Origin of the sequence: Massilibacteroides sp. (assembly GCF_028705895.1) — a bacterium.
Classification (GTDB): Bacteria; Bacteroidota; Bacteroidia; order Bacteroidales; family Tannerellaceae; genus Massilibacteroides.
In genome coordinates this window covers 56,845-80,574 of sequence record NZ_JAQWCQ010000006.1, presented here as the reverse complement: position 1 = coordinate 80,574, position 23,730 = coordinate 56,845, and the positions used below count along the sequence as shown (strand labels likewise).

The 23,730-nt window shown below is 41.3% G+C and carries 21 protein-coding genes and 1 pseudogene; 18 read left to right on the top strand and 4 right to left on the bottom strand.

What is annotated here, in order from left to right:
* Window positions 1-8 precede the first annotated feature (8 nt).
* From PHT93_RS02745 to PHT93_RS02720, 6 genes and pseudogenes are all read left to right on the top strand, one after another.
* The gene (locus tag PHT93_RS02745) at window positions 9-1,832 is read left to right on the top strand and encodes a SusD/RagB family nutrient-binding outer membrane lipoprotein (RefSeq protein ID WP_300239163.1); all 1,824 of its coding nucleotides are present in this window, start codon (window positions 9-11) and stop codon (window positions 1,830-1,832) included.
* A gap of 96 nt (window positions 1,833-1,928) precedes the next feature.
* A pseudogene (locus tag PHT93_RS02740) lies at window positions 1,929-3,110 on the top strand (serine hydrolase); the annotation flags it as partial.
* Window positions 3,111-3,169: 59 nt separating this feature from the next.
* The gene (locus PHT93_RS02735) at window positions 3,170-4,372 is read left to right on the top strand and encodes an SH3 domain-containing C40 family peptidase (protein WP_300239161.1); all 1,203 of its coding nucleotides are present in this window, start codon (window positions 3,170-3,172) and stop codon (window positions 4,370-4,372) included.
* A 24-nt stretch (window positions 4,373-4,396) separates the two neighbouring features.
* Window positions 4,397-5,542, top strand: coding sequence for a dipeptide epimerase (locus tag PHT93_RS02730; protein WP_300239158.1), 1,146 nt, complete (start codon window positions 4,397-4,399; stop codon window positions 5,540-5,542).
* A gap of 16 nt (window positions 5,543-5,558) precedes the next feature.
* Window positions 5,559-6,992, top strand: coding sequence for a transglutaminase-like domain-containing protein (locus PHT93_RS02725; RefSeq protein WP_300239156.1), 1,434 nt, complete (start codon window positions 5,559-5,561; stop codon window positions 6,990-6,992).
* A 91-nt stretch (window positions 6,993-7,083) separates the two neighbouring features.
* A complete protein-coding gene (locus PHT93_RS02720) occupies window positions 7,084-7,311 on the top strand; it encodes a hypothetical protein (protein ID WP_300239154.1) in 228 nt (75 codons plus the stop codon).
* A gap of 84 nt (window positions 7,312-7,395) precedes the next feature.
* On the opposite strand, the gene PHT93_RS02715 is transcribed toward PHT93_RS02720, so the two are convergent.
* The gene (locus PHT93_RS02715) at window positions 7,396-8,682 is read right to left on the bottom strand and encodes a DUF1080 domain-containing protein (RefSeq protein WP_300239153.1); all 1,287 of its coding nucleotides are present in this window, start codon (window positions 8,680-8,682) and stop codon (window positions 7,396-7,398) included.
* 255 nt (window positions 8,683-8,937) lie between these two features.
* The gene (locus tag PHT93_RS02710; RefSeq protein ID WP_300239151.1) at window positions 8,938-10,398 is read right to left on the bottom strand and encodes a tryptophanase; all 1,461 of its coding nucleotides are present in this window, start codon (window positions 10,396-10,398) and stop codon (window positions 8,938-8,940) included.
* A 379-nt stretch (window positions 10,399-10,777) separates the two neighbouring features.
* On the opposite strand from PHT93_RS02710, the gene PHT93_RS02705 reads away from it, so the two are divergent.
* The 12 genes from PHT93_RS02705 to PHT93_RS02650 all read left to right on the top strand — a co-directional run bounded on the left by PHT93_RS02705 (window position 10,778) and on the right by PHT93_RS02650 (window position 21,914).
* Window positions 10,778-11,194, top strand: coding sequence for a DUF5053 domain-containing protein (locus tag PHT93_RS02705; RefSeq protein ID WP_300239149.1), 417 nt, complete (start codon window positions 10,778-10,780; stop codon window positions 11,192-11,194).
* Between the two features lie 258 nt (window positions 11,195-11,452).
* The gene (gene trpB / locus PHT93_RS02700) at window positions 11,453-12,646 is read left to right on the top strand and encodes a tryptophan synthase subunit beta (RefSeq protein WP_300239147.1); all 1,194 of its coding nucleotides are present in this window, start codon (window positions 11,453-11,455) and stop codon (window positions 12,644-12,646) included.
* Entirely contained in the window at window positions 12,643-14,037 is a 1,395-nt protein-coding gene (locus PHT93_RS02695) for a chorismate-binding protein (protein WP_300239145.1), read from the top strand. Before trpB ends, PHT93_RS02695 begins: the two co-directional genes overlap by 4 nt.
* A gap of 6 nt (window positions 14,038-14,043) precedes the next feature.
* Window positions 14,044-14,610, top strand: coding sequence for an aminodeoxychorismate/anthranilate synthase component II (locus tag PHT93_RS02690; RefSeq protein WP_300239143.1), 567 nt, complete (start codon window positions 14,044-14,046; stop codon window positions 14,608-14,610).
* A 54-nt stretch (window positions 14,611-14,664) separates the two neighbouring features.
* Window positions 14,665-15,660: an anthranilate phosphoribosyltransferase gene (gene trpD / locus PHT93_RS02685; protein WP_300239140.1), complete on the top strand. Its 996-nt coding sequence runs from the start codon at window positions 14,665-14,667 to the stop codon at window positions 15,658-15,660.
* Window positions 15,661-15,663: 3 nt separating this feature from the next.
* A complete protein-coding gene (gene trpC / locus PHT93_RS02680; RefSeq protein WP_300239138.1) occupies window positions 15,664-16,479 on the top strand; it encodes an indole-3-glycerol phosphate synthase TrpC in 816 nt (271 codons plus the stop codon).
* Entirely contained in the window at window positions 16,472-17,122 is a 651-nt protein-coding gene (locus PHT93_RS02675; RefSeq protein ID WP_300239137.1) for a phosphoribosylanthranilate isomerase, read from the top strand. Before trpC ends, PHT93_RS02675 begins: the two co-directional genes overlap by 8 nt.
* A gap of 63 nt (window positions 17,123-17,185) precedes the next feature.
* Window positions 17,186-17,959: a tryptophan synthase subunit alpha gene (trpA, locus tag PHT93_RS02670; RefSeq protein ID WP_300239135.1), complete on the top strand. Its 774-nt coding sequence runs from the start codon at window positions 17,186-17,188 to the stop codon at window positions 17,957-17,959.
* 12 nt (window positions 17,960-17,971) lie between these two features.
* Window positions 17,972-18,181: a heavy metal-associated domain-containing protein gene (locus tag PHT93_RS02665; protein ID WP_300239132.1), complete on the top strand. Its 210-nt coding sequence runs from the start codon at window positions 17,972-17,974 to the stop codon at window positions 18,179-18,181.
* Window positions 18,182-18,290: 109 nt separating this feature from the next.
* Window positions 18,291-19,142 carry a patatin-like phospholipase family protein gene (locus PHT93_RS02660; protein WP_300239130.1) on the top strand — a complete coding sequence of 284 codons (852 nt, stop codon included), beginning with the start codon at window positions 18,291-18,293 and terminating at the stop codon, window positions 19,140-19,142.
* A 39-nt stretch (window positions 19,143-19,181) separates the two neighbouring features.
* Window positions 19,182-20,864, top strand: a complete 1,683-nt coding sequence (locus tag PHT93_RS02655; protein WP_300239128.1) for an alpha-amylase family glycosyl hydrolase — start codon at window positions 19,182-19,184, stop codon at window positions 20,862-20,864.
* Window positions 20,865-20,969: 105 nt separating this feature from the next.
* Window positions 20,970-21,914, top strand: coding sequence for a ribose-phosphate pyrophosphokinase (locus tag PHT93_RS02650; protein WP_300239126.1), 945 nt, complete (start codon window positions 20,970-20,972; stop codon window positions 21,912-21,914).
* 65 nt (window positions 21,915-21,979) lie between these two features.
* Here the strand turns inward: PHT93_RS02650 and mnmA are convergent, their stop codons facing one another.
* Together mnmA and folE are read right to left on the bottom strand one after the other, a co-directional pair.
* The gene (gene mnmA / locus PHT93_RS02645; RefSeq protein WP_300239124.1) at window positions 21,980-23,056 is read right to left on the bottom strand and encodes a tRNA 2-thiouridine(34) synthase MnmA; all 1,077 of its coding nucleotides are present in this window, start codon (window positions 23,054-23,056) and stop codon (window positions 21,980-21,982) included.
* Window positions 23,057-23,132: 76 nt separating this feature from the next.
* Window positions 23,133-23,723: a GTP cyclohydrolase I FolE gene (gene folE, locus PHT93_RS02640; RefSeq protein WP_300239122.1), complete on the bottom strand. Its 591-nt coding sequence runs from the start codon at window positions 23,721-23,723 to the stop codon at window positions 23,133-23,135.
* Between the last annotated feature and the right edge of the window lie 7 nt (window positions 23,724-23,730).

Genomic DNA, 23,730 nt, shown 5'->3' with positions numbered 1-23,730 from the left:
TAAAAGCGATGAAAAAAATAATATATATCTGTTTTGGGTTATTGCTGATAAGCTTCAGTGCTTGTAACGATTATCTGGATATTAATGACAATCCCGACAGCCCCAACAACACCGTTCCCGCACCTGATCTCCGGTTAAGAGGTTTGTTGACTAATTTTGTAGATTCGTATGAATCTTCCGGAACACGTGGATGTTGGTTTACAGGAAATATAACAAAGACTTACGGAACCACGTCCAATGACTATAACCTGAGATGGGATCCGGTTTCAGCAACGACAACATGGCCTTATCAGTCCTGGTTTATTTATACAGCGGCTAATATCAATCCGTTGATTGAAAAAGCGACAGCAGAAGAGGCCTGGTATTATGTAGGTGCGGCAAAACTAATTCACGCATGGGGATTTATGACGATGGTCGATGTGTATGGTGAGATGCCCTATACAGAGGCGCTGACAAATACGATCACTCCTAAATATGACGATGGCGAAACGATATTCAATGGTTGTATGGCCATGCTTGACGAAGCGATTGCCGAGTTTCAGAAAACACCACCGACAACGGCAACTTCATTTGCCAGTGGTGATATTTGGAATGGCGGAGACCCTCAAAAGTGGATCAAATTAGCTTATGGGCTCAAGGCTCGTTGGCTAAATAATCTTTCAAAAAAGAAAGCGTATGATCCGGATGCTGTATTGGCAGCTTTAGAGAAAGCAGCTCAATCGAATGTTGATAATACGGTTATGAACTATGTCAATTCGGCGAGTGAAAACGAAACAGGAATCAGATCATTGCAACATCAGAATTTAGGAGGTACGACTACACGTATCACAAAATGGTATCTTGATTTGCTTACTAATACGTTTACGGGAGGTAGTGGCGTTGAAGATCCACGTACGGATTTATTAGTTCCAAGTGGACAGTATAGAATAAATGGTGAGATAAAATACGTCAGAACCAAAGGTGTAGATATGATCAATAGTGACATTCGCACACAGGCAGGGCCACTTACCTTTGATATTTATTCCCGTTCAGAAGATATGTCAGGTAATAAGTTTGATGAGCCATTAGATATCTGGTATCGCTCTACAACGATAGAAGCAAGAAAGGGAGATTCAATATATACTCCGGTCTATTCAGAATCATTATCTTGGGTAAAAGATGCGGAAGGGGATGTAAATGACGATCGTTATATAGCAAACCGTTACAATGGGGAAACGGCACAGATCATCTCAACAGGGACGTTCTATACAAGAGCGGATGGTCCAGGACATCTCATGTGCTATCCTGAATTGTGTTTTATCAAAGCGGAGGTTCTATTCCGGAAAGGTGATAAAGCTGGTGCTTTAACGGCATACAAGAATGGAATACGTGCGCATATGGAACTGATGAATGAGAAACTTCAGACTTATCCTCAAACGGTATTCGGGAAACAGGTTATTCCTGCGGATAAGATTGACGCATTTTTAAACAGTACTGCCGTTGCACAATCCGCCACGGATCTGACGATGGCTAAGATTATGCAACAGAAGTTTATAGCTTGCTCGTATTCTATACAGAACTGGAATGATATGCGCCGATTTAATTACAGCGCAGGAAATATCGGAGGTTTCGGGGTTGTATATATTGACTTTGCCCGTCCGTATGAGTTTAACAGCAGCAGTAACAATCATTATACAAGTACTGATCCAAATAATGAACGATATTGGATTCGTAGATTCCAGCAATGCGATTTGGAAAAAAACTATAATATTAAGAACTTAGAGGAATCTAATCCCGAAGCCCTCAGTCTTACTATAAATTCATTGCCGGTATGGTGGGATACAGCTGACTAAAGCGTACATGTATTTTTATTAGTATAACTGTTTTGCAGGAACGAGGAGTAAAAAAGAATTTATTTCTTGTCCCTGCAAAACGTCAAAAATGAAGTTATGATACACAGGTTTAGTTTATTTTTACTATTAATATCGATAAGCGGAACAGTTGCTGCGCAGAAGTTAAAATCGGTAAAGCCAGAAAAAGTCGGCATTGCCTCTTCCAGATTAGCGTATGCTGACAATGCCATTAATCAATCGGTTACCGACAATGAAATACCCGGAGCCGTATTGGCTGTGGTAAGGCATAATAAACTTGTTTACCTGAAAGCGTATGGAAACAAACAAGTATATCCCGACACGATTGCAATGACGACCAATACTGTCTTCGATCTTGCATCTGTTAGTAAAAGTGTATCTATTGCCATTTCCACTATGTTATTGATTGAACGTGGTCAGATCAGGGGTCGTGACAGAGTATCTCTTTATATCCCCGACTTTAAACCTTGGAAGGATTCGGTTACAGGTCGCACACGTAATATACGAATCGTGGATTTACTTACGCACACCTCTGGGTTACCTCCGTATGCTTCTGTGGATGAATTAAGAAAGAACAATGAACTGTCTCCGGAAGGTTTGATAAAACACATAGCCAACGTAGAACGCAACAACGAGCCGTCAACCGTATTTGATTATAGCTGCCTCAATTTTATCACTTTGCAACAGATTATTGAAAAAGTATCGGGGATGACTCTGCAACAGTTTGCCCAACAAAACATATTTGGGCCTTTGGGTATGAAACATACGGATTATAATCCGACGGGGGAGACCTTAGAATGGACTGCTCCTACCGAAAGGCAAGCGGACGGTTCTGTTCTGAAAGGCAAGGTACACGATCCTTTAGCAAGACTTGCAAACTTAGGTATCTCGGGCAATGCAGGTGTGTTCTCAAACGCCGAAGATTTGGCTATTCTTACAGCCATGCTATTGAATGGAGGCGAAATAAACGGTATTCGTATCCTTAGTCCGTTAACCGTAAAGGCAATGCGTACGGTTCCGTTTGGTTTTGAAGAATTCGGACGTGCTCTTGGTTGGGATGTCTATTCTCCTTATGCCAGTGACGGGGATTTATTTAACACATCAGCCTTTGGACATACAGGATATACGGGCACTTCATTGACGATTGATCCGGAAACAGACACGGCGGTGATTTTGCTCACTAACCGGGTACATCCGGATGATGCAGGAGCTGTATCCCGCTTGCGTGAAGTGGTTGCCAATATTGTAGCAGCATCAATTGTTGATTTAAACAAATAAGTAGAAAACGCCTGAATGATTATATCTGAAGAAATAACGCTATGAGAAATTTAATACAAGGATTATTCGTAATCAGTTTCTTTTTTTTAGTGTCTTGTGAAAATAAAAAAGACACTCCCTCTTTTCCTGAGCTAAGTGCTTTGATCGATAATGTGAAGGACACGTATGTTCCGGACAGACGTGATAACGTTTATGAAATACGTGTAGAAAACATAGACGGCAAACCTGTCCTCAAGGGGTTTACTTCTGTAAAAAAGGCAAAGACGGACTTAGTTCAGCAGGCTTTTACTCAAAATGCGTCTGTAATAGACAGTATAATTGTATTGCCTTATGAGACAGGCGACAAGATTTTCGGTGTAATCAACGTATCGGTTGCCGATGTCAGAATGAATGCAAGCTATTCTTCGGAAATGGGTACGCAACTGCTACTTGGCGCTCCGGTGGAGGTGTTACAGCCGCAAAGTTACTGGTGGAGAATAAAAAGCGCAGAAGGGTATGTGGCGTGGACTACGGCAAGTTCTTTTGTCCGCATGGATAAAGAAGAGTTTAATTCATGGACGTTGGCCGACAAGATCATCTTTATTGATGATTACGGGTTTTGTTATGAGAATTCGGCAACAAATGATCAACGGGTGTCCGATCTTGTTTTTGGTTGTCTCCTCAAAAAAGAAGGAGAGCAAGGACGTTTTTATAAGGTTTCCTATCCGGACGGACGTGTTGGTTATGTACAGAAAGACAGCAGCAAACCATATAACGAATGGCTGGCTTCGCGTCAATTAACGGAAGAAAATATTCTTCAGAAAGCCTTTTCTTTGAAAGGAATCCCTTACACTTGGGGAGGTACTTCAGTGAAAGCGGTGGATTGCAGCGGTTTTACCAAAACGGTGATGTTAATGAATGGTGTTGTATTACGTAGGGATGCCTCTCAACAAGTACAAACCGGTATTCCGGTCGATATTAGTACGGGATATGAAAACTTACGTCCGGGCGACCTGATGTTTTTCGGGAAAAAGGGGCAGGATGGTAAGAAAGACAGAATACGGCATGTTGGTTTCTACATTGGGGACAACGAGTTTATACATGCTTCAGGGTATGTGAAAATAAATAGTCTTGATCCGACAAAGGGTAATTATGATGAGGGTAACACGCGCGAATTCATCCGTGCTTCACGAATAATCGGTGCAGTAGGAACAAAAGGGATATGGAAAATCAACAAGATGCCCTTGTATGGAGAACAAAAATAAATTAAGAATAAATCAGTTAGACAGATGACTCAGACAAGACGTGGATTTCTGAAAGCAACATCATTGGCAACTATCGGAGCAGGATTAAGCACAACTCCCTTAACGCTGTTTGCCCAGAAAAATAAAGTAAAATCTTCGGGAGGAAAAGGAAAAATGAAGCTTACATTCAAGCCTTTCGACTTGCAGTTAAGGCATGTATTTACCATTGCTAATTCTTCAAGAACTACGACTCCGGTTGTCCTTACCGAAATAGAATATGACGGAATGATCGGTTACGGAGAGGCTTCTCTCCCGCCCTATCTCGGAGAAACACAGGCTTCTGTAATCGAATTTCTGAAGAAAGTGAATTTATCTCAATTCTCCGGGCCTTTCGAATTGGAAGATATACTTACTTATGTTGACAAAATCGCGGAGAATAATACAGCGGCAAAAGCATCTGTTGATATTGCCTTACATGATCTGGTGGGTAAAATAATGGGGCAGCCCTGGTATAAGATATGGGGATTAGATCAATCGAAGACTCCATCCACGACATTCACAATCGGAATAGATACGGCAGAAGTAGTAAAACAGAAGACTTTGGAGGCGGCTCCCTTATACAATATATTGAAAGTAAAACTGGGACGGGATAATGACAAAGAAATGATCGAAGCTATCCGTACTGTGACGGATAAGCCTATTGCTATTGATGCGAATCAGGGATGGAAAGACAAGCATCATGCGCTCGACATGATTTATTGGCTAAAGGAGAAAGGAATTGTCATGATAGAGCAACCCATGTCTAAGTATAAATTGGATGATATTGTCTGGGTAACGGAACAAAGCCCACTCCCTGTTTTTGCTGATGAGTCTTTTCAACGTCTTACTGATGTGATGCGGCTGAAAGGAGCATTTACAGGAGTGAATATTAAATTGATGAAATGTACGGGTATGCGTGAGGCATGGAAGATACTGACCGTAGCACGTGCTGCGAATATGCAGGTGATGGTCGGCTGCATGACGGAAACATCTTGTGCCATATCGGCAGCGGCACAACTCTCTCCTGCGGTAGATTGGGCGGATCTGGATGGCAACTTACTAATCAGCAATGATATTTATAAAGGGACTACGGTAGTTGACGGTAAACTTACATTAAGCGATCTACCGGGAATCGGAATTCGCAAATTATAACTAAAAGCAATTGAGAATGAAGCATCTGGCAACAATCATATGCATTCTGTTCATCGTAACCTCATGTACAGAAAAACAAGTTGTAACCATTGAACGGATAAACACAGAAGAAGAGGCGGGCAATTTCACAGATGCAAAGCATCTTATTGATTTATATATGGCGGATAACAACCTGTCCGAAACGGAGATTTACGATCTGAACTGGCGAAAGGACAGAATGAATCGTATTGCTTTAGACTTCAATAAAGACAAGGAGTCGGTTATCAAATACATCAGTAAATATTATCCGGATGTCAACAATGAGATGTTAGCTCGCTGGGAAACAGAAAAGGCCTTGGAATCTTTAGTTATTGATGGTGAGAAAAAGTATTTCAGCAGAGCCGCTTCCAATTTGTTTCGTTTAGATAAGGATGCGATTGTCCGCAAGAAAGAAGTAGATACTCTTTCGGCCAACCAAAAGGAGAATGTGTTAAATACGCATCTGCCGAATATTGTAAACACATTGGCGGGAACAGCACAGACACAGGTTTCCCCTGTCGGTATGACGGTGCAATATGAGATCACACTCCAACCGAATGTAGTTCTCGACGGAGAGATTGTTCGTTGCTGGCTCCCCTACCCGAGGGAAGATGAGCGGCGGCAAACAAACGTGAAATTAATCTCGGCAAATGATGAAAACTACATCATTTCTCCTGAACAATACGCGCACAGAACGCTATACATGCAAAAAACGGCAAAAAAGGATGAAGCGTTGAAATTTGCCATTACATTTTCGTATGAATCGGCTGCTGAATGGTTTGACCTCGACAATAAAGAGATCAGGGAGTATGACACAAACAGCGATAGTTACAAGAAATACACAGCCGAACGATTACCGCACATCGCATTCACGGATTCTATCAAAGCAATTTCAGAACGGATTGTGGGTAATGAGAAAGATCCCTATCAGAAAGTAAAAAAAATATTCAAGTGGGTGGATGAAACATTTCCTTGGGCAGGGGCAAGAGAATACTCAACTATTCCTAATATACCGGCTTATGTTCTTGACTCAAAGCATGGAGACTGCGGACAGGTTACGCTTTTGTTCATCACTCTTGCACGCTATAATGGTATTCCGGCACGCTGGCAAAGCGGCTTTATGATGCATCCCGGTGAGTTGAACCTTCACGACTGGGGTGAATATTATATAGAAGGAATCGGATGGATTCCGATTGACCAATCCTTCGGACTCAGTCGTTTTTCGGACGATGATCGCGTTTTTAATTTTTATTCTAACGGAATGGACGCATACAGATGGATTGTAAACAATGATTACTCCCGGCCTTTATTCCCTGAAAAAATATATCCTCGTAGTGAAACCGTGGATTTTCAAAGAGGAGAACTGGAATGGAGAGGAGGAAATATTTATTTCGACAAATGGAACTGGGACTTTAATGTCTCCTACGATTAAAATCAACCGTTCAGTCAGAACTCTCCCCCAAACCTGAAATAGCGATAATTATCAAAGATAAACAAATAACACTTCCGTATTCATGCACATAATGCCCAAAGACGTAGATAAACATTTAGGGCAAATAGCAAACGTATTAAAAGAAAGCGGGAAATATATGGCTACATTCTTCCTTTTAACACCGAAAGTGAAAGAAGGGATAGCCAACGATAAAAACAATTTACAGGCAGACTCCATACATCAAGGAAGTTGGTCGGGAGGAGAAATGGCTTTGGATTTTCAGGATGTAGTGGTTATCTCAAAAAAGCATACTATTTGATGAAAAAATATAACACTTTACTCTGTTTTTTACGAGGGTGCGTTCAGACTTTTTACACACCCTCATTTTTTATTTCGTTACGTTTTACAAAGTCTTCAGTTTCAGATTACGCCAAAGGACTTTGATTCCTCCTCCGTCATGGATCTGAAGGGCTATACGTCCTTTACCCGCTCCGATTTTAGCATCGGTCAGGTTAACCATTTCTTCGCCATTCAGCCAGGTCGTTACGTTGTCTCCCTGCACTTTAATACGCATGGTATTCCAATCTTTTACTTTCAGGATATTCTCTTTTTCATCCGGAATCTGTTCCAACCAGCCGCGTCCGTAGGATTCATAAATGCCACCGGTATCGTTTCCTTTAGGCGCAACTTCTACCTGCCAGCCGTTAACTTTCACACCCTCTTCAATAAATGAACGGATAAATATACCTGAGTTACCGTCTGCTTCCTGTTTGAATTCAACCGTCAGATCGAAATCATCGTAATAATCACGTGTCGCTAAATAACCGTATTGTTTGTCCGGACCACTTTCACAAACCAATAGTCCATCCTTCACATACCACAATTCTGTTCCATACGCTTCCCATCCATTAAGATCTTTTCCATTGAACAGGTTTACTTCTTTATTCTTACGAGGAAGTTCTTTTATTTTAATATCACGGAAAGAAGCAGGATACCCGTGATCTTGCAAACAAAGTACACCTTTCTTTGCCAAACCGTATTCTGGAGCGTTCTCCCATTTTCCACTGTTCTTACGTGCATGCCAGTCATCCGTCCAAGCTTCGAACTCAAGAATCTTTTGTCCGTTCAGCCAATGTTCCACATGCCCGTTATCAAACACAATTTTCGAATTATTCCATTCTCCGTAAGGGTTAACTTTCATCTTGGATTTATCCGGCAAATACATTGCATAGTCCACACCCAATTTCTGCCATTCTTCCAATTCCTGAGGGAAATTAGGCTCGTCGATCAGTTGATATTCCGGACCGGTTACATAAGGCACGGCAAACTGCGGACGTTCCACTACATGATACAACATACCACTGTTACCCCCTTTTGACAGTTTCCAGTCCCAAGACAATTCAAAGTTTTCGTATTCTTTATCGGTAACGATATATCCGCTTGCATCACTCCCGTCGCCTTTAGCCTGAATGCAACCATCCACGACATGCCAAGGTTGAGTAAGCGTAGTTCCGTTATAATCCTTCCAGCCATTCAGCGTCTGGCCATCAAACAGCAGTTTCCATCCCGCAGCTTCTTCTTCCGGCGTTAATACATTATGCTTGGTCGTATCGCACGAAGGCAGTGCGAACAGAACAGCACACGAAGCGAGAATACCCGCCAACGATTTTGCAAAAGTTGTTGTTTTCATTTTAGATTCATGTTTTAGATAGATTTATTCGCAAATATAATAATATAAACCCCTTAAAACATGATAAAAGAATGTTTTATACCATTTTCTGTTTGAAGTATTTCAGCGACATAAGAAATGCAATAGCTGCTAACGGAATAAAAACTGTATTCTCTATTAAGAGCTTGTTTTATTTCATCAAAAAGTCTGTTAATCTATTTGATTAACAGACTTAATATCTTTAATTGAAATCGTACGGCTTTTGGCCTTTATTTTTTACAAACTATCCCCGAAGTCTTCTCTGAACTTAGCCATTAGTTTTTCAGGCCAGTCATTAACAGGAGCAAGTCCTCCCATGAAGAAACGGAGTACGGGCGGTTCGTCAACGAACTTTAATCCTCCGATCAGATGACGGTTTTCGTATAACCAGGTCATACGATCTTCTACATATTTAATCTGAGACAGTGTAAACACTCTTCGTGGAACCGCCAAACGCAATAGCTCCATGTCTGCATAGGTTTCATTGCCTTCTTCATCCCGTTGATTGGAAACCGAACCACGTTCCATTCCACGAATACCGGAAATCAGGAAGAAAGCAGCAGCAAGTGCACCCGCAGGATATTCTGTCTGAGGAATATGAGCACAGACACGCATAGCATCTACATGGCAACCTAAGACACCGGCAGGCGTAACTACGGGTATTCCTTTGCTGTCAAGCGCATTTACTAAGTATTCTATAAACTGAGGACTCTGACAGATCATGGACTCATCCAGCGTTTCATAAAGTCCGACTGCAATAGCCTCAACCTCACGAACAGACATACCTCCATAAGTCAAGAATCCTTCAAACAAAGGAATAAGCGGTTGCAATTCTTTAAAGATAGCTTTGTTATCCGTACAGATACCTCCACCACGTGCAGAACTCAACTTCCTTGCAGAGAAATAAACCAAGTCGGCCAGTCCGGTCATTGTTTGGATAATCTCCTTCATTGAACTGTTCTTGAATTCCTCTTCCCGTTGTTTAACCAACCAGGCATTTTCACCCAATAAGCTGGCATCTAAAACCAAACGGATATTGTATTTGTCGGCAATAGCCCGGACATCTCTAAAGTTGGCAATAGAGAACGGCTGTCCACCAATCAGATTGGTCGATGCCTCCATACGAATATAAGGAATATTCTCAGCACCGTGTCGCAGGATGCAGGCTTCCAATTTTTCTATATTCATATTCCCCTTAAACGGATGCTTGCTACTGATTACATAGGCTTCATCATATAACAATTCTTCTATATTTCCGCCATATTGAGTAATATGTGCCATTGCCGTCGTAAAATGGTAGTTCATCGGCACCAGATGTCCTTTTCTGACAAAAGCATGATTGATAATATTTTCAGCAGCACGTCCCTGGTGGACAGGCAGCAGATATTTTTTACCTAAAACTTCTTCTACGGCTTTCTGATATCTTACGAAACTTTGCGAACCGGCATACGCATCATCTGCTATCATCATAGCCCCTAATTGATGGTCACTCATCGCATTCGTTCCACTATCGGTCAACATATCCAGGAATACATCTTTCGTATCAAGACGGAACGTATTGAATCCGGCCTCATTCAAAGCCTCCAATCTTCTCTCAATCGGAACAAGGTGTAGTTTTTGTACTATACGAACTTTATGCAGTTCCAGCGGAATATTTTCTCCGCTATGAAATTTAATCGTTTTGTTAGTGTTTTCCATTGTTTAATACTGAATATTTCAAAATCAAGCTCCAAAAGTAATAAATTATTTATAAGTGAGGCGATGATATAGAAAAGAAAAGGTTAAAGAAAGCTGTTTGAAGATAAGAAAATGGCATTTAATAAACAATTCTTTATTACCTTTGAAGTAATAAAACCAAAACCAAGTGTAATGCTTAATATAGAAGAGATCAAATCTCTTATAAAAAGAGAGAAGAATAACCTCACTGTCTATGCTATATATTATGAGGAGTTCAAGAAAAGAGGGCTGCCAATAAATGAACTTGACAGGAGAATAAATATTCATCTTGATAGATTAATTGAATTGCTTCAAAGACTAAATAGTCGGAAGTAGAGATTAACAATAAAACCGAAAGAATATGAATCAAATAAAAAAGGTAGATTTATTAAAAGAGGCTTTTCAAAATGGAGAAATTGACCTGAATCATTTAAAACTAAAAATTCAGGATGAATGCGACTCAATGTCTGATGAAGAGTTATTGTCTTTTTCCAAAGAGGTAGAGAAAGAGGCAATATCCTCCTGTGAAAGCGCAGAAAAGCTATATCATGCTGTTGATATTAAGCTAAGACTCGCCAGTATTTTAGATATTTTACCTATGTCGTATATTGCAGAAAAATATTTTAAGAAGAGTCATTCCTGGTTTTCGCAACGGTTAAATAATCATTTAGTCAATGGAATTCCAGCATCTTTTACGGATAAGGAACTTACAATTTTATCTAAAGCGTTGGACGAAATCGGACAAAAGCTAAAAGATACGGCGCATTCAATTGCCTGAGTGTTTTCAAAAAAACTCCTTATATATTTGCATTTTGTAAGATTATCGATATATTTGCTGCCGTAATAACAACGAAAGATGATAAGAAATAGTTTTAATGCATATTGGTGGCGCTTCCTACTACTCCGAAAGTCGTAAGGAACGCAGCCTCGTGTATATACATAAGATAAGAAACAAAAAAGGTCTGTCGCACTTGCGATAGGCCTTTTTTGATTTTAGGACTTTTAGCTTTTAAAATAAAACAAATTAATATAGACAATGAAAACGTATCAGGTAGATGAAAATGGGTATTACGGTGAGTTTGGAGGGGCTTATGTGCCTGAGATTCTTCACCAATGTGTAACCGTCTTACAGGAAACATACCTCAATGTACTCAACAGCGAGAGTTTTAAGAAAGAATATTATCAATTACTTCGTGATTATGTGGGAAGGCCTTCCCCACTCTATTACGCTAAACGATTAAGTGAAAAGTATGGTTGTAAAATGTACCTAAAAAGGGAAGATCTGAATCATACGGGAGCTCACAAAATTAACAACACCGTAGGTCAGATATTACTGGCGCGAAAGATGGGTAAGACACGTATTATCGCGGAAACAGGAGCCGGACAGCATGGCGTGGCTACAGCTACCGTCTGCGCTTTGATGAATATGGAATGTATTGTTTACATGGGAAAAACCGATGTGGAGCGCCAGCATATCAATGTGCAGAAAATGAAAATGCTCGGGGCGACGGTAGTTCCGGTAACTTCAGGAAATATGACCTTGAAGGATGCTACAAACGAGGCTATACGAGATTGGTGCTGTCATCCTACCGATACGTTTTATATTATCGGTTCTACGGTCGGTCCTCATCCGTATCCCGATATGGTGGCTCGTCTGCAATCGGTGATCAGCGAGGAGATCCGTGAACAGTTGATGGAGAAGGAAGGACGTGATTATCCTGATACTTTGATTGCTTGTGTTGGTGGAGGAAGTAATGCTGCGGGGACTATTTATCATTATATTGACGATAAACGTGTACGTCTGATCTTAGCGGAAGCAGGAGGCAAAGGAGTAGATTCAGGGCAATCGGCGGCGACCATACAATTAGGGCGTAAAGGGATTATACACGGAGCGCGGACATTGGTGATGCAGAGTGAGGACGGACAGATCGAAGAGCCGTATTCTGTGTCGGCAGGATTAGATTATCCGGGCATCGGTCCTGTACATGCCAATCTGGCGGTGACCAAACGGGCTACAGTTTTAGCGGTGGATGATGACGAAGCATTGGAGGCAGCCTTTGAACTAACACGCTTAGAAGGAATTATTCCGGCACTTGAAAGTGCGCACGCATTAGGAGCTCTTCCTAAAATTAAATTCCAACCGGACGAATTAGTGGTGCTGACTGTTTCCGGACGCGGTGATAAAGATATTAAAACCTATATTGACTACTTTAATAATAAGAGCAAATGAATTACACATATCATACTTTAAGCAAGAAATTGCTTGGCGATCTACATACGCCCGTTAGTATTTATCTTCGGGTACGTGATATTTATCCTGAATCGGCATTGCTGGAGAGTTCCGATTTTCATGGGAATGAAAACAGTCTTTCATACATCGCCTTACGTCCGGTAGCCAGCATCGGGGTTAACAACAATGCGTGTACGATGACTTTCCCCGACTCTTCCGTAGAGGTTGTTAAGAACAGTCCGGTGGATGCATGTATTTCCTCGTTCCTTAGCCGTTTCACCGTAGAAGGTGCGGAGAAGGATATTTGCGGATTATTTGGCTACACAGCCTTTGACGCTGTTCGTTATTTCGAAAATATTCCTGTAATAGAAGCTCATCACGAAGAAAACGACGCACCGGATATGCTATATATCCTATATAAATACATTCTCGTATTTGATCATTTCCGAAATGAAATGACGTTAATAGAATTAGTACAGAAAGGCGAAGAAAGCGGTCTTCAGGAGATTGAGAACCTCATAGAAAACAGGAACTACGCTTCCTATAATTTCCAGCCGCTGGGTGAAGAGACATCTCCTATTACAGATGAAGAATACAAAGAGATGGTACGTAAGGGTATTCGGCATTGTATGCGTGGAGACGTTTTCCAGATAGTGTTAAGCCGTCGCTTTGAACAGGCTTTCAAAGGAGACGATTTTAAAGTCTATCGCGCTTTACGAAGTATTAACCCTTCCCCTTATTTGTTTTATTTTGATTTCGGAGGCTTCCGTATTTTCGGTTCCTCTCCGGAGACGCATTGTAAAGTAGCAGGGGGACATGCCAGTATTGATCCAATTGCGGGAACAGCTTTTCGTACGGGGAATGTTGCTTTAGACAAAGAGCGGACAGAGGCTTTATTGGTCGATCCTAAAGAGAATGCTGAACATGTAATGTTAGTCGATCTGGCTCGGAACGACCTGAGCCGGAATGCGCACGATGTGAAAGTGGACTTTTACAAGGAAGTGCAGTATTACAGTCACGTAATCCATTTGGTATCCCGTGTCAGCGGAGAGATAAATCCGGATAGTAATTCGGTGAAAACCTATATCGACACCTTCCCGGCCGGAACATTGAGTGGCGCTCCGAAGGTGCGTGCGATGCAACTGATTACCGAAATCGAAAAGCATAATCGCGGGGCCTACGGTGGTTGTATCGGGTTTATCGGGTTGAACGGTGATTTGAATCAAGCCATCACAATCCGTTCATTTGTCAGCCGTGGCAATGTGCTCTATTATCAGGCAGGCGCAGGCATTGTAGCCAAAAGCAATGACGAAAGAGAATTACAGGAAGTAAACAATAAGCTGGGAGCATTAAAGAAGGCGATAGATCTGGCTGCAACATTAAAGAATTAACACAACATGAAAATAATATTATTTGATAATTACGACTCTTTCACCTATAATTTACTTCATATACTGAAAGAATCAGGAGCAGATGTTGAAGTACACCGCAACGATAAAATCAGTTTGGACGAGATAGAACGTTTTGATAAAATATTGCTTTCTCCAGGTCCGGGTATTCCTTCTGAGGCAGGCCTATTATTACCACTTATCCAACGTTATGCACCGACAAAAAGCATCTTGGGCGTTTGTCTTGGTGAACAAGCAATCGGGGAAGTTTTCGGCGCAAAATTGATTAATCTTACAGATGTCCACCATGGGGTTTGTTCGGATATACGCGTGTTGAAACAAGATCGTTTGTTCGAAGGATTAGGTACATCATTCCGGGCGGGACGTTATCATTCCTGGGCAATTTCACAGGAGAACTTTCCGGATTGCTTAGAAATAATCGCAGACGATTTCGAAGAAGGACAGATCATGGCGATCCGTCACAAAACCTTTGACGTAAAAGGAATCCAGTTCCATCCGGAATCCGTACTCACACCGCAAGGCAAATTAATTATCCAGAATTGGTTGAAATCGTAAGTAATTGTAGGACATACTGCTTATGTCCGCAGGTATAAATTAAATTCAAAAAAGATGAAAGAGATATTATATAAATTATTTGAACATCAATATCTGGGACGGGAAGAAGCCCGACGGATATTACAGAATATAGCCAATGGGGCGTATAACGATTCCCAGATTGCAAGCTTGATTACCGTATTCTTAATGCGGAGCATTTCTGTAGAAGAGTTGACCGGCTTTAGAGAAGCGTTATTAGAGATGCGTGTTCCGGTTGATTTGTCCGATTATAAGCCGATTGACATTGTGGGCACGGGAGGCGATGGTAAGAATACGTTTAACGTAAGTACGGCTGCGTGTTTTGTGGTTGCCGGCGCAGGCTATCAGGTCGTTAAACATGGCAACTATGGAGCTACGTCTGTAAGCGGCGCCAGTAATGTGATGGAAAATCACGGCGTTAGATTCACAAATGATGTGGATAAACTTCGTCAATCGATGGACAAAGCAGGCATCGCCTACTTGCATGCTCCTTTATTTAATCCGGCACTAAAGGCCGTTGCTCCCGTGAGAAAAAGTTTAGGAGTCCGCAGTTTTTTCAATATGCTTGGCCCTTTGGTTAATCCGGTAATCCCGACCTATCAACTACTCGGCGTTTACAATCTGCCTTTACTCCGTTTGTATAGTTATACGTATCAAGTAAGCGAAACACGCTTTGCGGTAGTACATAGTTTAGACGGATACGATGAAATCTCTCTGACTTCAGAATTCAAAGTCTCTATGCCGGAGAAAGAAAAGGTGTATTCACCCGAATTGCTTGGTTTTGCACGATGCAAGGAATCAGACTTATTTGGAGGAGATACTCCCGAAGAAGCGGCTAAAATATTCGATGCAGTTCTCCGGAATACGGCTACCGAACCACAGAAAAACTGCGTCATAGTAAATGCGGCGTTTGCCATTCAGGTGATTTGTCCGGAAAAGAAAATAGAAGACTGCCTTGTCGAAGCGCGAGAATCCTTAGAAAGTGGAAAAGCATTGGAAACTTTCCGTAAATTTATAGCTATTAATAGTTAAGAGATGAAAGATATACTGCAAAACATTATTGAGAATAAGCGTATAGAATTAGAACGACAGCAACAAGCGGTCAGCCTAAATACGTTGCTTGCTCTTGGGAACGAACGCTTGGAAAGACCTACTATTTCCATGCGGGCACGATTGGAAGCTTCCGAATCGGGGATTATTGCAGAATTTAAACGAAAATCGCCATCCAAAGGTTGGCTGCATCCGAAAGCTGCGGTTAAAGATGTTCTTCCTGCTTACGAAGCCGGAGGTGCGTGTGCTTGTTCTGTGCTGACAGACGGAGATTTTTTTGGAGGATCTTTGGGTGACTTGCAGACTGCCCGTGGTTTGGTTGAATTACCGCTTCTGCGTAAAGACTTCATAATAGACGCCTACCAATTATATCAGGCAAGGGTGTTGGGCGCAGATGCCGTTTTATTGATTGCGGCAGTTTTAAGTCCGAAAGAATGCGCTGCGTTAGCAGAACTGGCGCATAGTCTTGATCTGGAAGTTTTACTAGAAATACATACCGAAGAAGAATTAGAGCATTTAAACGAACACGTGGATATGCTGGGCGTAAACAACCGTAATCTGGGTTCATTTCATACCGATGTGGAAAATTCATTCCGTTTAGCAGAAAAAATGAAAACTGTCGGAGAAACAAAAGGACTGAATCCTTTATTACTATCCGAAAGCGGTCTTAAGGATGTGGAAACGATACTTCGGTTACGTAAGGCAGGATTCAGGGGGTTCCTGATCGGTGAAACGTTTATGCGCGACGAATATCCGGGAGAAATATTGCGTAATCTGATAAATGACATACATCATGGGTAAGAAGAAAATTGTAAAAGTATGCGGTATGCGTGATACGGAGAATATAAAATCCGTCATTGCTGCCGGAGCAGATTGGATCGGATTCATATTCTACGAGCATTCACCCAGATTCATTGATGAAGGAACTGAATTCCTTCGTGGAAAAATACAACACGGCGACCGCCATATTAAAAAGGTCGGTGTGTTTGTGGATGCTTCTTTAGAAGAAATGCTAAGTTCAGTCGTTGAATACAATTTGGATTACCTCCAACTACACGGAGAAGAATCGCCGGATACGTGCTATGCGCTTCAAAAGCGGGGAATAAGTGTGATAAAGGCTTTTCCGGTAGCCACGGAAGAGGACCTGCAAATTACCCGCGATTACGAAGGACGGGCAGACTATTTCCTTTTTGATACGCGCAGTAACCTGCTTGGAGGATCAGGGAAACAATTCGACTGGCAGCTATTAAATACATACAAAGGTGAAACCCCTTTCCTGCTTAGCGGAGGACTATCTCCGGATAGTTTGACAGAACTGCAAACCTTCTCTCATACCCGTTTTGCCGGCATTGATTTGAATAGCGGATTCGAATCAGCTCCGGCACAAAAAGACGCAATGAAAATCAAAAAGTTTATTTCAGATTTTTTATTGCATCAGAAGTAAATAAAATTTTAAGGCGCCTCAACTTTCGTTTCCAAGCGCCTCAACAAAGAAATAGATAGAATTATGAATAAAATAGATCAGTTATTTGAACTAAAAAAAAGCGGAATACTTTCCGTTTATTTTACGGCCGGCTATCCGGCATTAGAAGATACATTGTCTGTGCTGCGTGAATTGCAGACGGGAGGTATTGACATGGTTGAAGTCGGGATTCCTTTCTCTGACCCCATGGCCGATGGCGTAGTTATCCAGGCTGCTGCTACGCAGGCGTTACGCAACGGGATGAGTCTGAAACTCCTTTTTGAACAATTAAAAGATGTTCGGAAAGAAATACATATTCCGATTATTCTGATGGGCTATCTGAATCCTATTATGCAATTCGGTTTTGAGAATTTCTGTCGTTCTTGCCGGGAAAGAGGAATTGACGGCGTGATTATTCCCGACCTGCCTTATGCCGATTACATAGCCGACTACAAGGCGGTGGCAGAGTCTTATAATGTGAAAGTGATCATGCTGATTACACCCGAAACATCTGAAGAACGTATCCGTTTAATCGATCGTAACACAAGCGGCTTTATTTATATGGTATCAAGCGCAGCTACAACAGGCGCGCAAAGCAGCTTTGACGAGCAAAAGCAGGCTTATTTCCGACGCATAAACGGAATGAACCTAACGAATCCCCGCTTAGTTGGTTTTGGTATCAGCAATAAGGCAACATATGACGCGGCAGCCGCTAATGCCTCGGGCGTTATCGTTGGCAGCAAGTTTGTTCAGCTTCTTGCCTCAGAAGCAACCCCCCAAAAGGCGGTAGAAGGATTACTTCGTGAATTAAGTAAATAACAAGAAAGAGTTATGAGAACAGACCTTAAAGTCAGAAACATTCAATGTACAGGTTGTGCAAGAGCAATCGGGAAAGACATTGGCATTATCCCGGGCGTTTACGGTATTAATGTAGATATCGCGAATAAGTTGATCAGCATAGATCACACAGAGGAGGTTACGAAAAAAGAATTAGAGGAGAAATTAAAAAGTATAGGTTATCCGGCAGATAAGACAGAGTAATAAAACAGACGGCGCCGTAAAGTTTTCTGTAACGTCCTTTTAATATGATTTAAGATACTATTATAGCGAAAAATTCGCATATTTGTTATGTTAAATAAGAGCTCAATAAATGGTAAGCGAAAACAGGCAAAGAAAGTACACCTTAGGTTTAGCTCTTAGCGGTGGAGGAGCGAAGGGATTTGCGCACTTAGGAGTATTCAAAAAGCTGGAAGAAGAAGGCCTTATCCCCGATGTTATTGCAGGAACCAGCGCAGGAGCCTTAATGGGGGCTTTATTTGCCGACGGATATAAACCGGAGGAAATAAAAGAATTGTTTACAGGGCGTGAATTTTCCGAATTTGCACAATTGCAGTTACCGAAATCCGGATTATTTGACAGCATGCGATTCCGCTTATTCCTGAAACGACATCTACGGGCAAACACATTCGAGGAATTAAAAATTCCGCTTATTGTTGTTGCAACGGATCTTGACAATGGTGAAAGTCATTTATTCAAAAGCGGATCAATCGTAGATGCAGTAACAGCATCATGCAGCATTCCGATTATTTTTAATCCGGTTGTTATTGATGGAATACACTATGTGGATGGTGGTTTGTTTCGCAATTTTCCGGTTTCCGTGATCAGGAATGAATGTGAGTTTGTGATCGGAGTAAATGTAAGTCCGCTTATTCCGCAAAAATACAAAAAGACAATTTTCCATATTGCCGAACGTTCTTACCATTACATGTTCAGGGCGAATACACTGGAAGACAGAGAACTTTGCGATGTACTGATAGAGGCAGAAGAGTTCGGTCAATATAAAACGTTCGACCTTGAAAACGTTAATCAGATTTCGGAGATAGGCTATGACAGAGCGTCATTAGTTTTCGCTAATATAATGAATAGTGCTGGGAATAAACCCATAAAAGAGTTTATCACTAAAGGGATGCCGGAGAATACATCATTGGAGAAACCGGCTTAGCAGACAATATAGAAACAACCTTACAAAGGAGACCAGAAAATGAAAAAGAATGAAAAGATAGTTATTTATCAAGTATTTCCCAGATTATTCGGAAATCTGAACGAATCACTGAAGAAAGACGGTAGCATTCAGGAAAATGGTGTCGGTAAGTTTTCAACCTTCACGGCAAATATATTAAAACAGATCAAGGAGCTGGGAACCACTCATATTTGGTACACAGGAGTGATAGAACATGCTACTGAAACTGATTATTCGGCATACGGAATAAGACCGGATCATTCGGCCACAGTTAAAGGTAAAGCGGGTTCTCCATATGCAATCAAGGATTATTACGATGTGGATCCGGATCTGGCCGACAATGTAAGAAAGAGAATGAAAGAATTTGAACATCTGGTTGAACGCACGCATGATGCCGGATTGAATGTAATTATTGATTTTGTACCCAATCACGTATCACGACAATATCATTCGGACTGCCTGCCTCCTTTTATAGAAGACTTAGGACAACATGACAACACCACCAGAGCATTTGATCGTAATAATAACTTTTATTACTTTCCCGGAAGTACATTAGTATTGCATTACGATTCAGAAAAGCAAATTGAAGATTTCGAATACAGTGAGTTTCCGGCAAAAGTAACAGGTAATGATTGTTTCAGTACGACTCCCGGCAAAAACGATTGGTATGAAACGGTGAAACTGAACTACGGTATAGATTATCTGAACGGTGGACAACGCGTATTTGACCCCATCCCCTCAACGTGGAAAAAGATGCTGGAGATTCTCCTCTACTGGGCAGATAAAGGCGTGGATGGATTCCGTTGTGATATGGCAGAGATGGTTCCGGTAGAATTCTGGAACTGGGCGATTCCTCAGGTGAAAGCTCATGCTGACGTATGTTTTATTGCGGAAGTATATAATCCGGCTGAATATCGCAATTATATCTTCAATGGAAAGTTTGATTATTTATATGATAAAGTTGGCTTGTATGATACCCTAAGAGGAATTGTTTGCGGGCATACTCCCGCCAGTAGTATTTCTGATTGCTGGAAATCCGTTGAAGGCATCCAGAAGAACATGCTAAACTTTATGGAGAACCATGACGAACAACGTATTGCCTCAGATTTCTTTGCGGGTAATGCTATCGCGGGTATTCCTACCATGATTGTTGCAACTTTAATGAATACCAACCCGGTGATGATCTATAACGGACAGGAATTAGGGGAACGCGGCATGGATGAAGAGGGATTTAGCGGTAGAGACGGAAGAACGAGCATATTTGACTATTGGAGCATGTCAACCGTTCGCAATTGGCTAAACAATACTTCTACGGCAGAAGAGCAAGCATTAAGGGACTTTTATTCTAAGCTTTTAAATATAGCGAAAGAAGAAAAAAGCGTTTTTTCCGGAGATTTTCACGATCTGGTCTATGCGAATGAAAATAATCCGGACTTTAATTTATACCATCAGTATGCTTTCTTACGCAAATTTGAAAACGAGGTATTATTAGTCGTCGTTAATTTTGACCGTTCGCCTAAAACCGTACGCGTGAACATCCCTCAACAAGCATTTGACGGATTAGGAATCGGAGATAATTTACCTGCGAAAGTCAAGGATCTGTTTACCGGAAAAGAAACTATCGGCACATTAACAAGCGCTTGTCCTTACCAGTTGGAAATGGAACCGTTTTCAGGGAAGGTCTTGAAATTTATGTATCTCTAATCTAAATAAGGGAAAAAAGACAGTATTACAGGTATATTGCAAATAAGTTTTGTACTTTTGCGGCATAATTAAACTTTATTCATTCTAAAGAAAATCGTCGGAATAATGAGTACACAAACTCCTTTTTTGGTGTTTTCGGGGAGTAATTCCCGTTATCTTGCAGAGAAAATTTGCCTTAGTCTTGGTTGTCCGTTAGGACAGATGAATATCCAGCACTTCGCTGATGGAGAATTCGCTGTTTCTTATGAAGAATCCATTCGTGGACGTGATGTTTTCTTAGTTCAATCTACGTTTCCTAATTCAGACAACCTGATGGAGTTGTTGCTTATGATCGACGCTGCCAAGCGTGCTTCTGCTCATTCCATTATCGCTGTCATTCCTTATTTCGGTTGGGCTCGTCAAGACAGAAAAGACCAACCACGTGTATCTATCGGGGCAAAACTTATTGCTGACCTGTTAGGAACTGCGGGAATAAACAGATTAATTACAATGGATTTACATGCAGACCAGATACAAGGATTTTTCGATGTTCCTGTTGACCACCTGTATGCTTCTTCAGTATTTCTGGAATATATCACGAACTGCTTACCTGTAGAAAATTTATGCATTGCGACTCCGGATGTTGGGGGTACCAAAAGAGCAAGCAGCTATTCTAAATATCTTGGCCTTCCGATGGTTATTTGTCATAAATCACGTTTACGTGCAAATGAAGTTGCAGAAATGCGTATTATTGGAGATGTAAAAGGTTTAGACGTGCTTTTGGTGGACGATATGGTGGACACCGGAGGTACGATTACAAAAGCAGCCAATCTGATGATGGAAAATGGAGCAAGATCCGTTCGTGCAATTGCCAGCCACGCAGTAATGTCTGATCCGGCCTCTTCGCGCGTTGACCAATCCGCTTTAACAGAAATGATCTTCACAGACTCTATTCCTTATTCTAAGAAATGTGCCAAGGTAAAGGTACTTTCTATAGCCGATATGTTTGCAGAAGCTATCCGACGCGTTTGTAACGACGAATCAATAAGCACCCTGTACGCAATTAAGTAATTTATCAGTATATTATATACTCCAGAAGAGTGGTTGTTTTGCTAAAACAGCCACTCTTTTTATGTTTAGAGGTCTTCATTTATAATCATCCCACTGCCAAGACAAAGATGGCTGTCTTTATCATAGACTACACCATATTGGCCGGGAGCGACACCTTGTATTTTTTCATCTGATTCTATACGATATAAATCCCCGATCTTGTGAAGTCGGCCGGTTGTAAACTCCGGTGTATGTCGTATTTTGAAGGTTATATCTTTAGTCCCTTCAAAATCCCCCCAGGGATCTTCCGTTATAAAGTCGAAACCTTGCATGTTTACAATCTTATTATACTGGGTTTCGGGATCGTACCCATTGGATACATAAATAATATTACGTTTGATGTCTTTTTTGATAACAAACCAAGGACCACCACTCAGTCCCAGACCTTTTCGCTGACCTATGGTATGAAACCAATATCCATTATGTTTCCCTACCACCTTGCCGGTTTCCAATTCAATGATCTTTCCTGTACGCTTTCCAAGATAGCGCTCTATAAAATCATTATAATTGATCTTTCCAAGAAAACAGATTCCCTGACTGTCTTTCCGTTGGGCACTGGGTAGTTTTTCGACAGCTGCTATCTCGCGGACTTCACTTTTCAATAAGTCACCTATAGGGAACATTAATTTTTGTATCTGAAGGCGGGTAATTTGAGCTAAGAAATCAGTTTGATCCTTATGTTTGTCTTTGGCGGTTGAGAGCCAGACTTTCCCGTCTATTTCAGTCGTCGTAGCATAATGACCGGTAGCTATCTTATCAAACTCTTTCCCCCACTTATCTTCAAAGCATCCGAATTTGATAAACTTATTACACATCATATCGGGATTAGGTGTTAACCCCCGCTTTACAGAATCGATGGTGTAACTGACTACCTTTTCCCAGTATTCTTCATGCAGGGAAACAATCTCCATCTTACAACCATATTTCCGTGCAATATAAGTCGTTATTTCAATATCTTCTTCAGCCGGACAATTGATATAACCATCCTTATCCTCCATTCCAATACGGATATAAAAGATTGTTGGATCGTAACCGGCTTCTTTCAACCGATGTACAACAACGGAGCTATCTACTCCTCCTGACACCAATGCTGCTATGTTCATTCTTTTTTCCTCAAGCTTAATCAGCAGCAAAGGTACAAATATTGTATGAAATTAATTCTACGTGAACTGAGTAGGATTACCTGTTGTGTTTGATCAGGTTCATAAATTCTTCACGAGTTTTGGCTTGTTGGAAAAAGCCGGTGAAGTCTGATGTGGTAGTCAGGGAGTTCTGCTTCTCCACGCCACGCATCTGCATACACATATGTTGCGCTTCAATCACCACCATGACGCCCAATGGATTTAGAGTCTTCTGAATACATTCTTTGATTTGTAAAGTCAGCCGTTCCTGTATCTGAAGACGACGTGAGAAAATATCTACAACGCGGGGAATTTTACTTAGCCCGGTAATATATTTATTAGGAATATAAGCAATATGAGCTTTGCCAAAGAAAGGAAGCATGTGATGTTCACAGAGAGAGAAGAAATCGATATCTTTCACAATGACCATTTGCTTGTATCCTTCTTCTGCAAACATAGCCGACTTTAGAATAGCCTCAGGATCTTCGTGATACCCTTTTGTAAGAAACTGCATCGCTTTAGCCACTCGTTCAGGCGTACGAATCAATCCTTCGCGGTCAGCATCTTCACCTAAAAGGTTTATAATATGTTTATAGTGCCCTTTTAGTTCTTCGCGGGCGGCCAATTGTTCTTCGCTTATATCTTTCATTTTAATA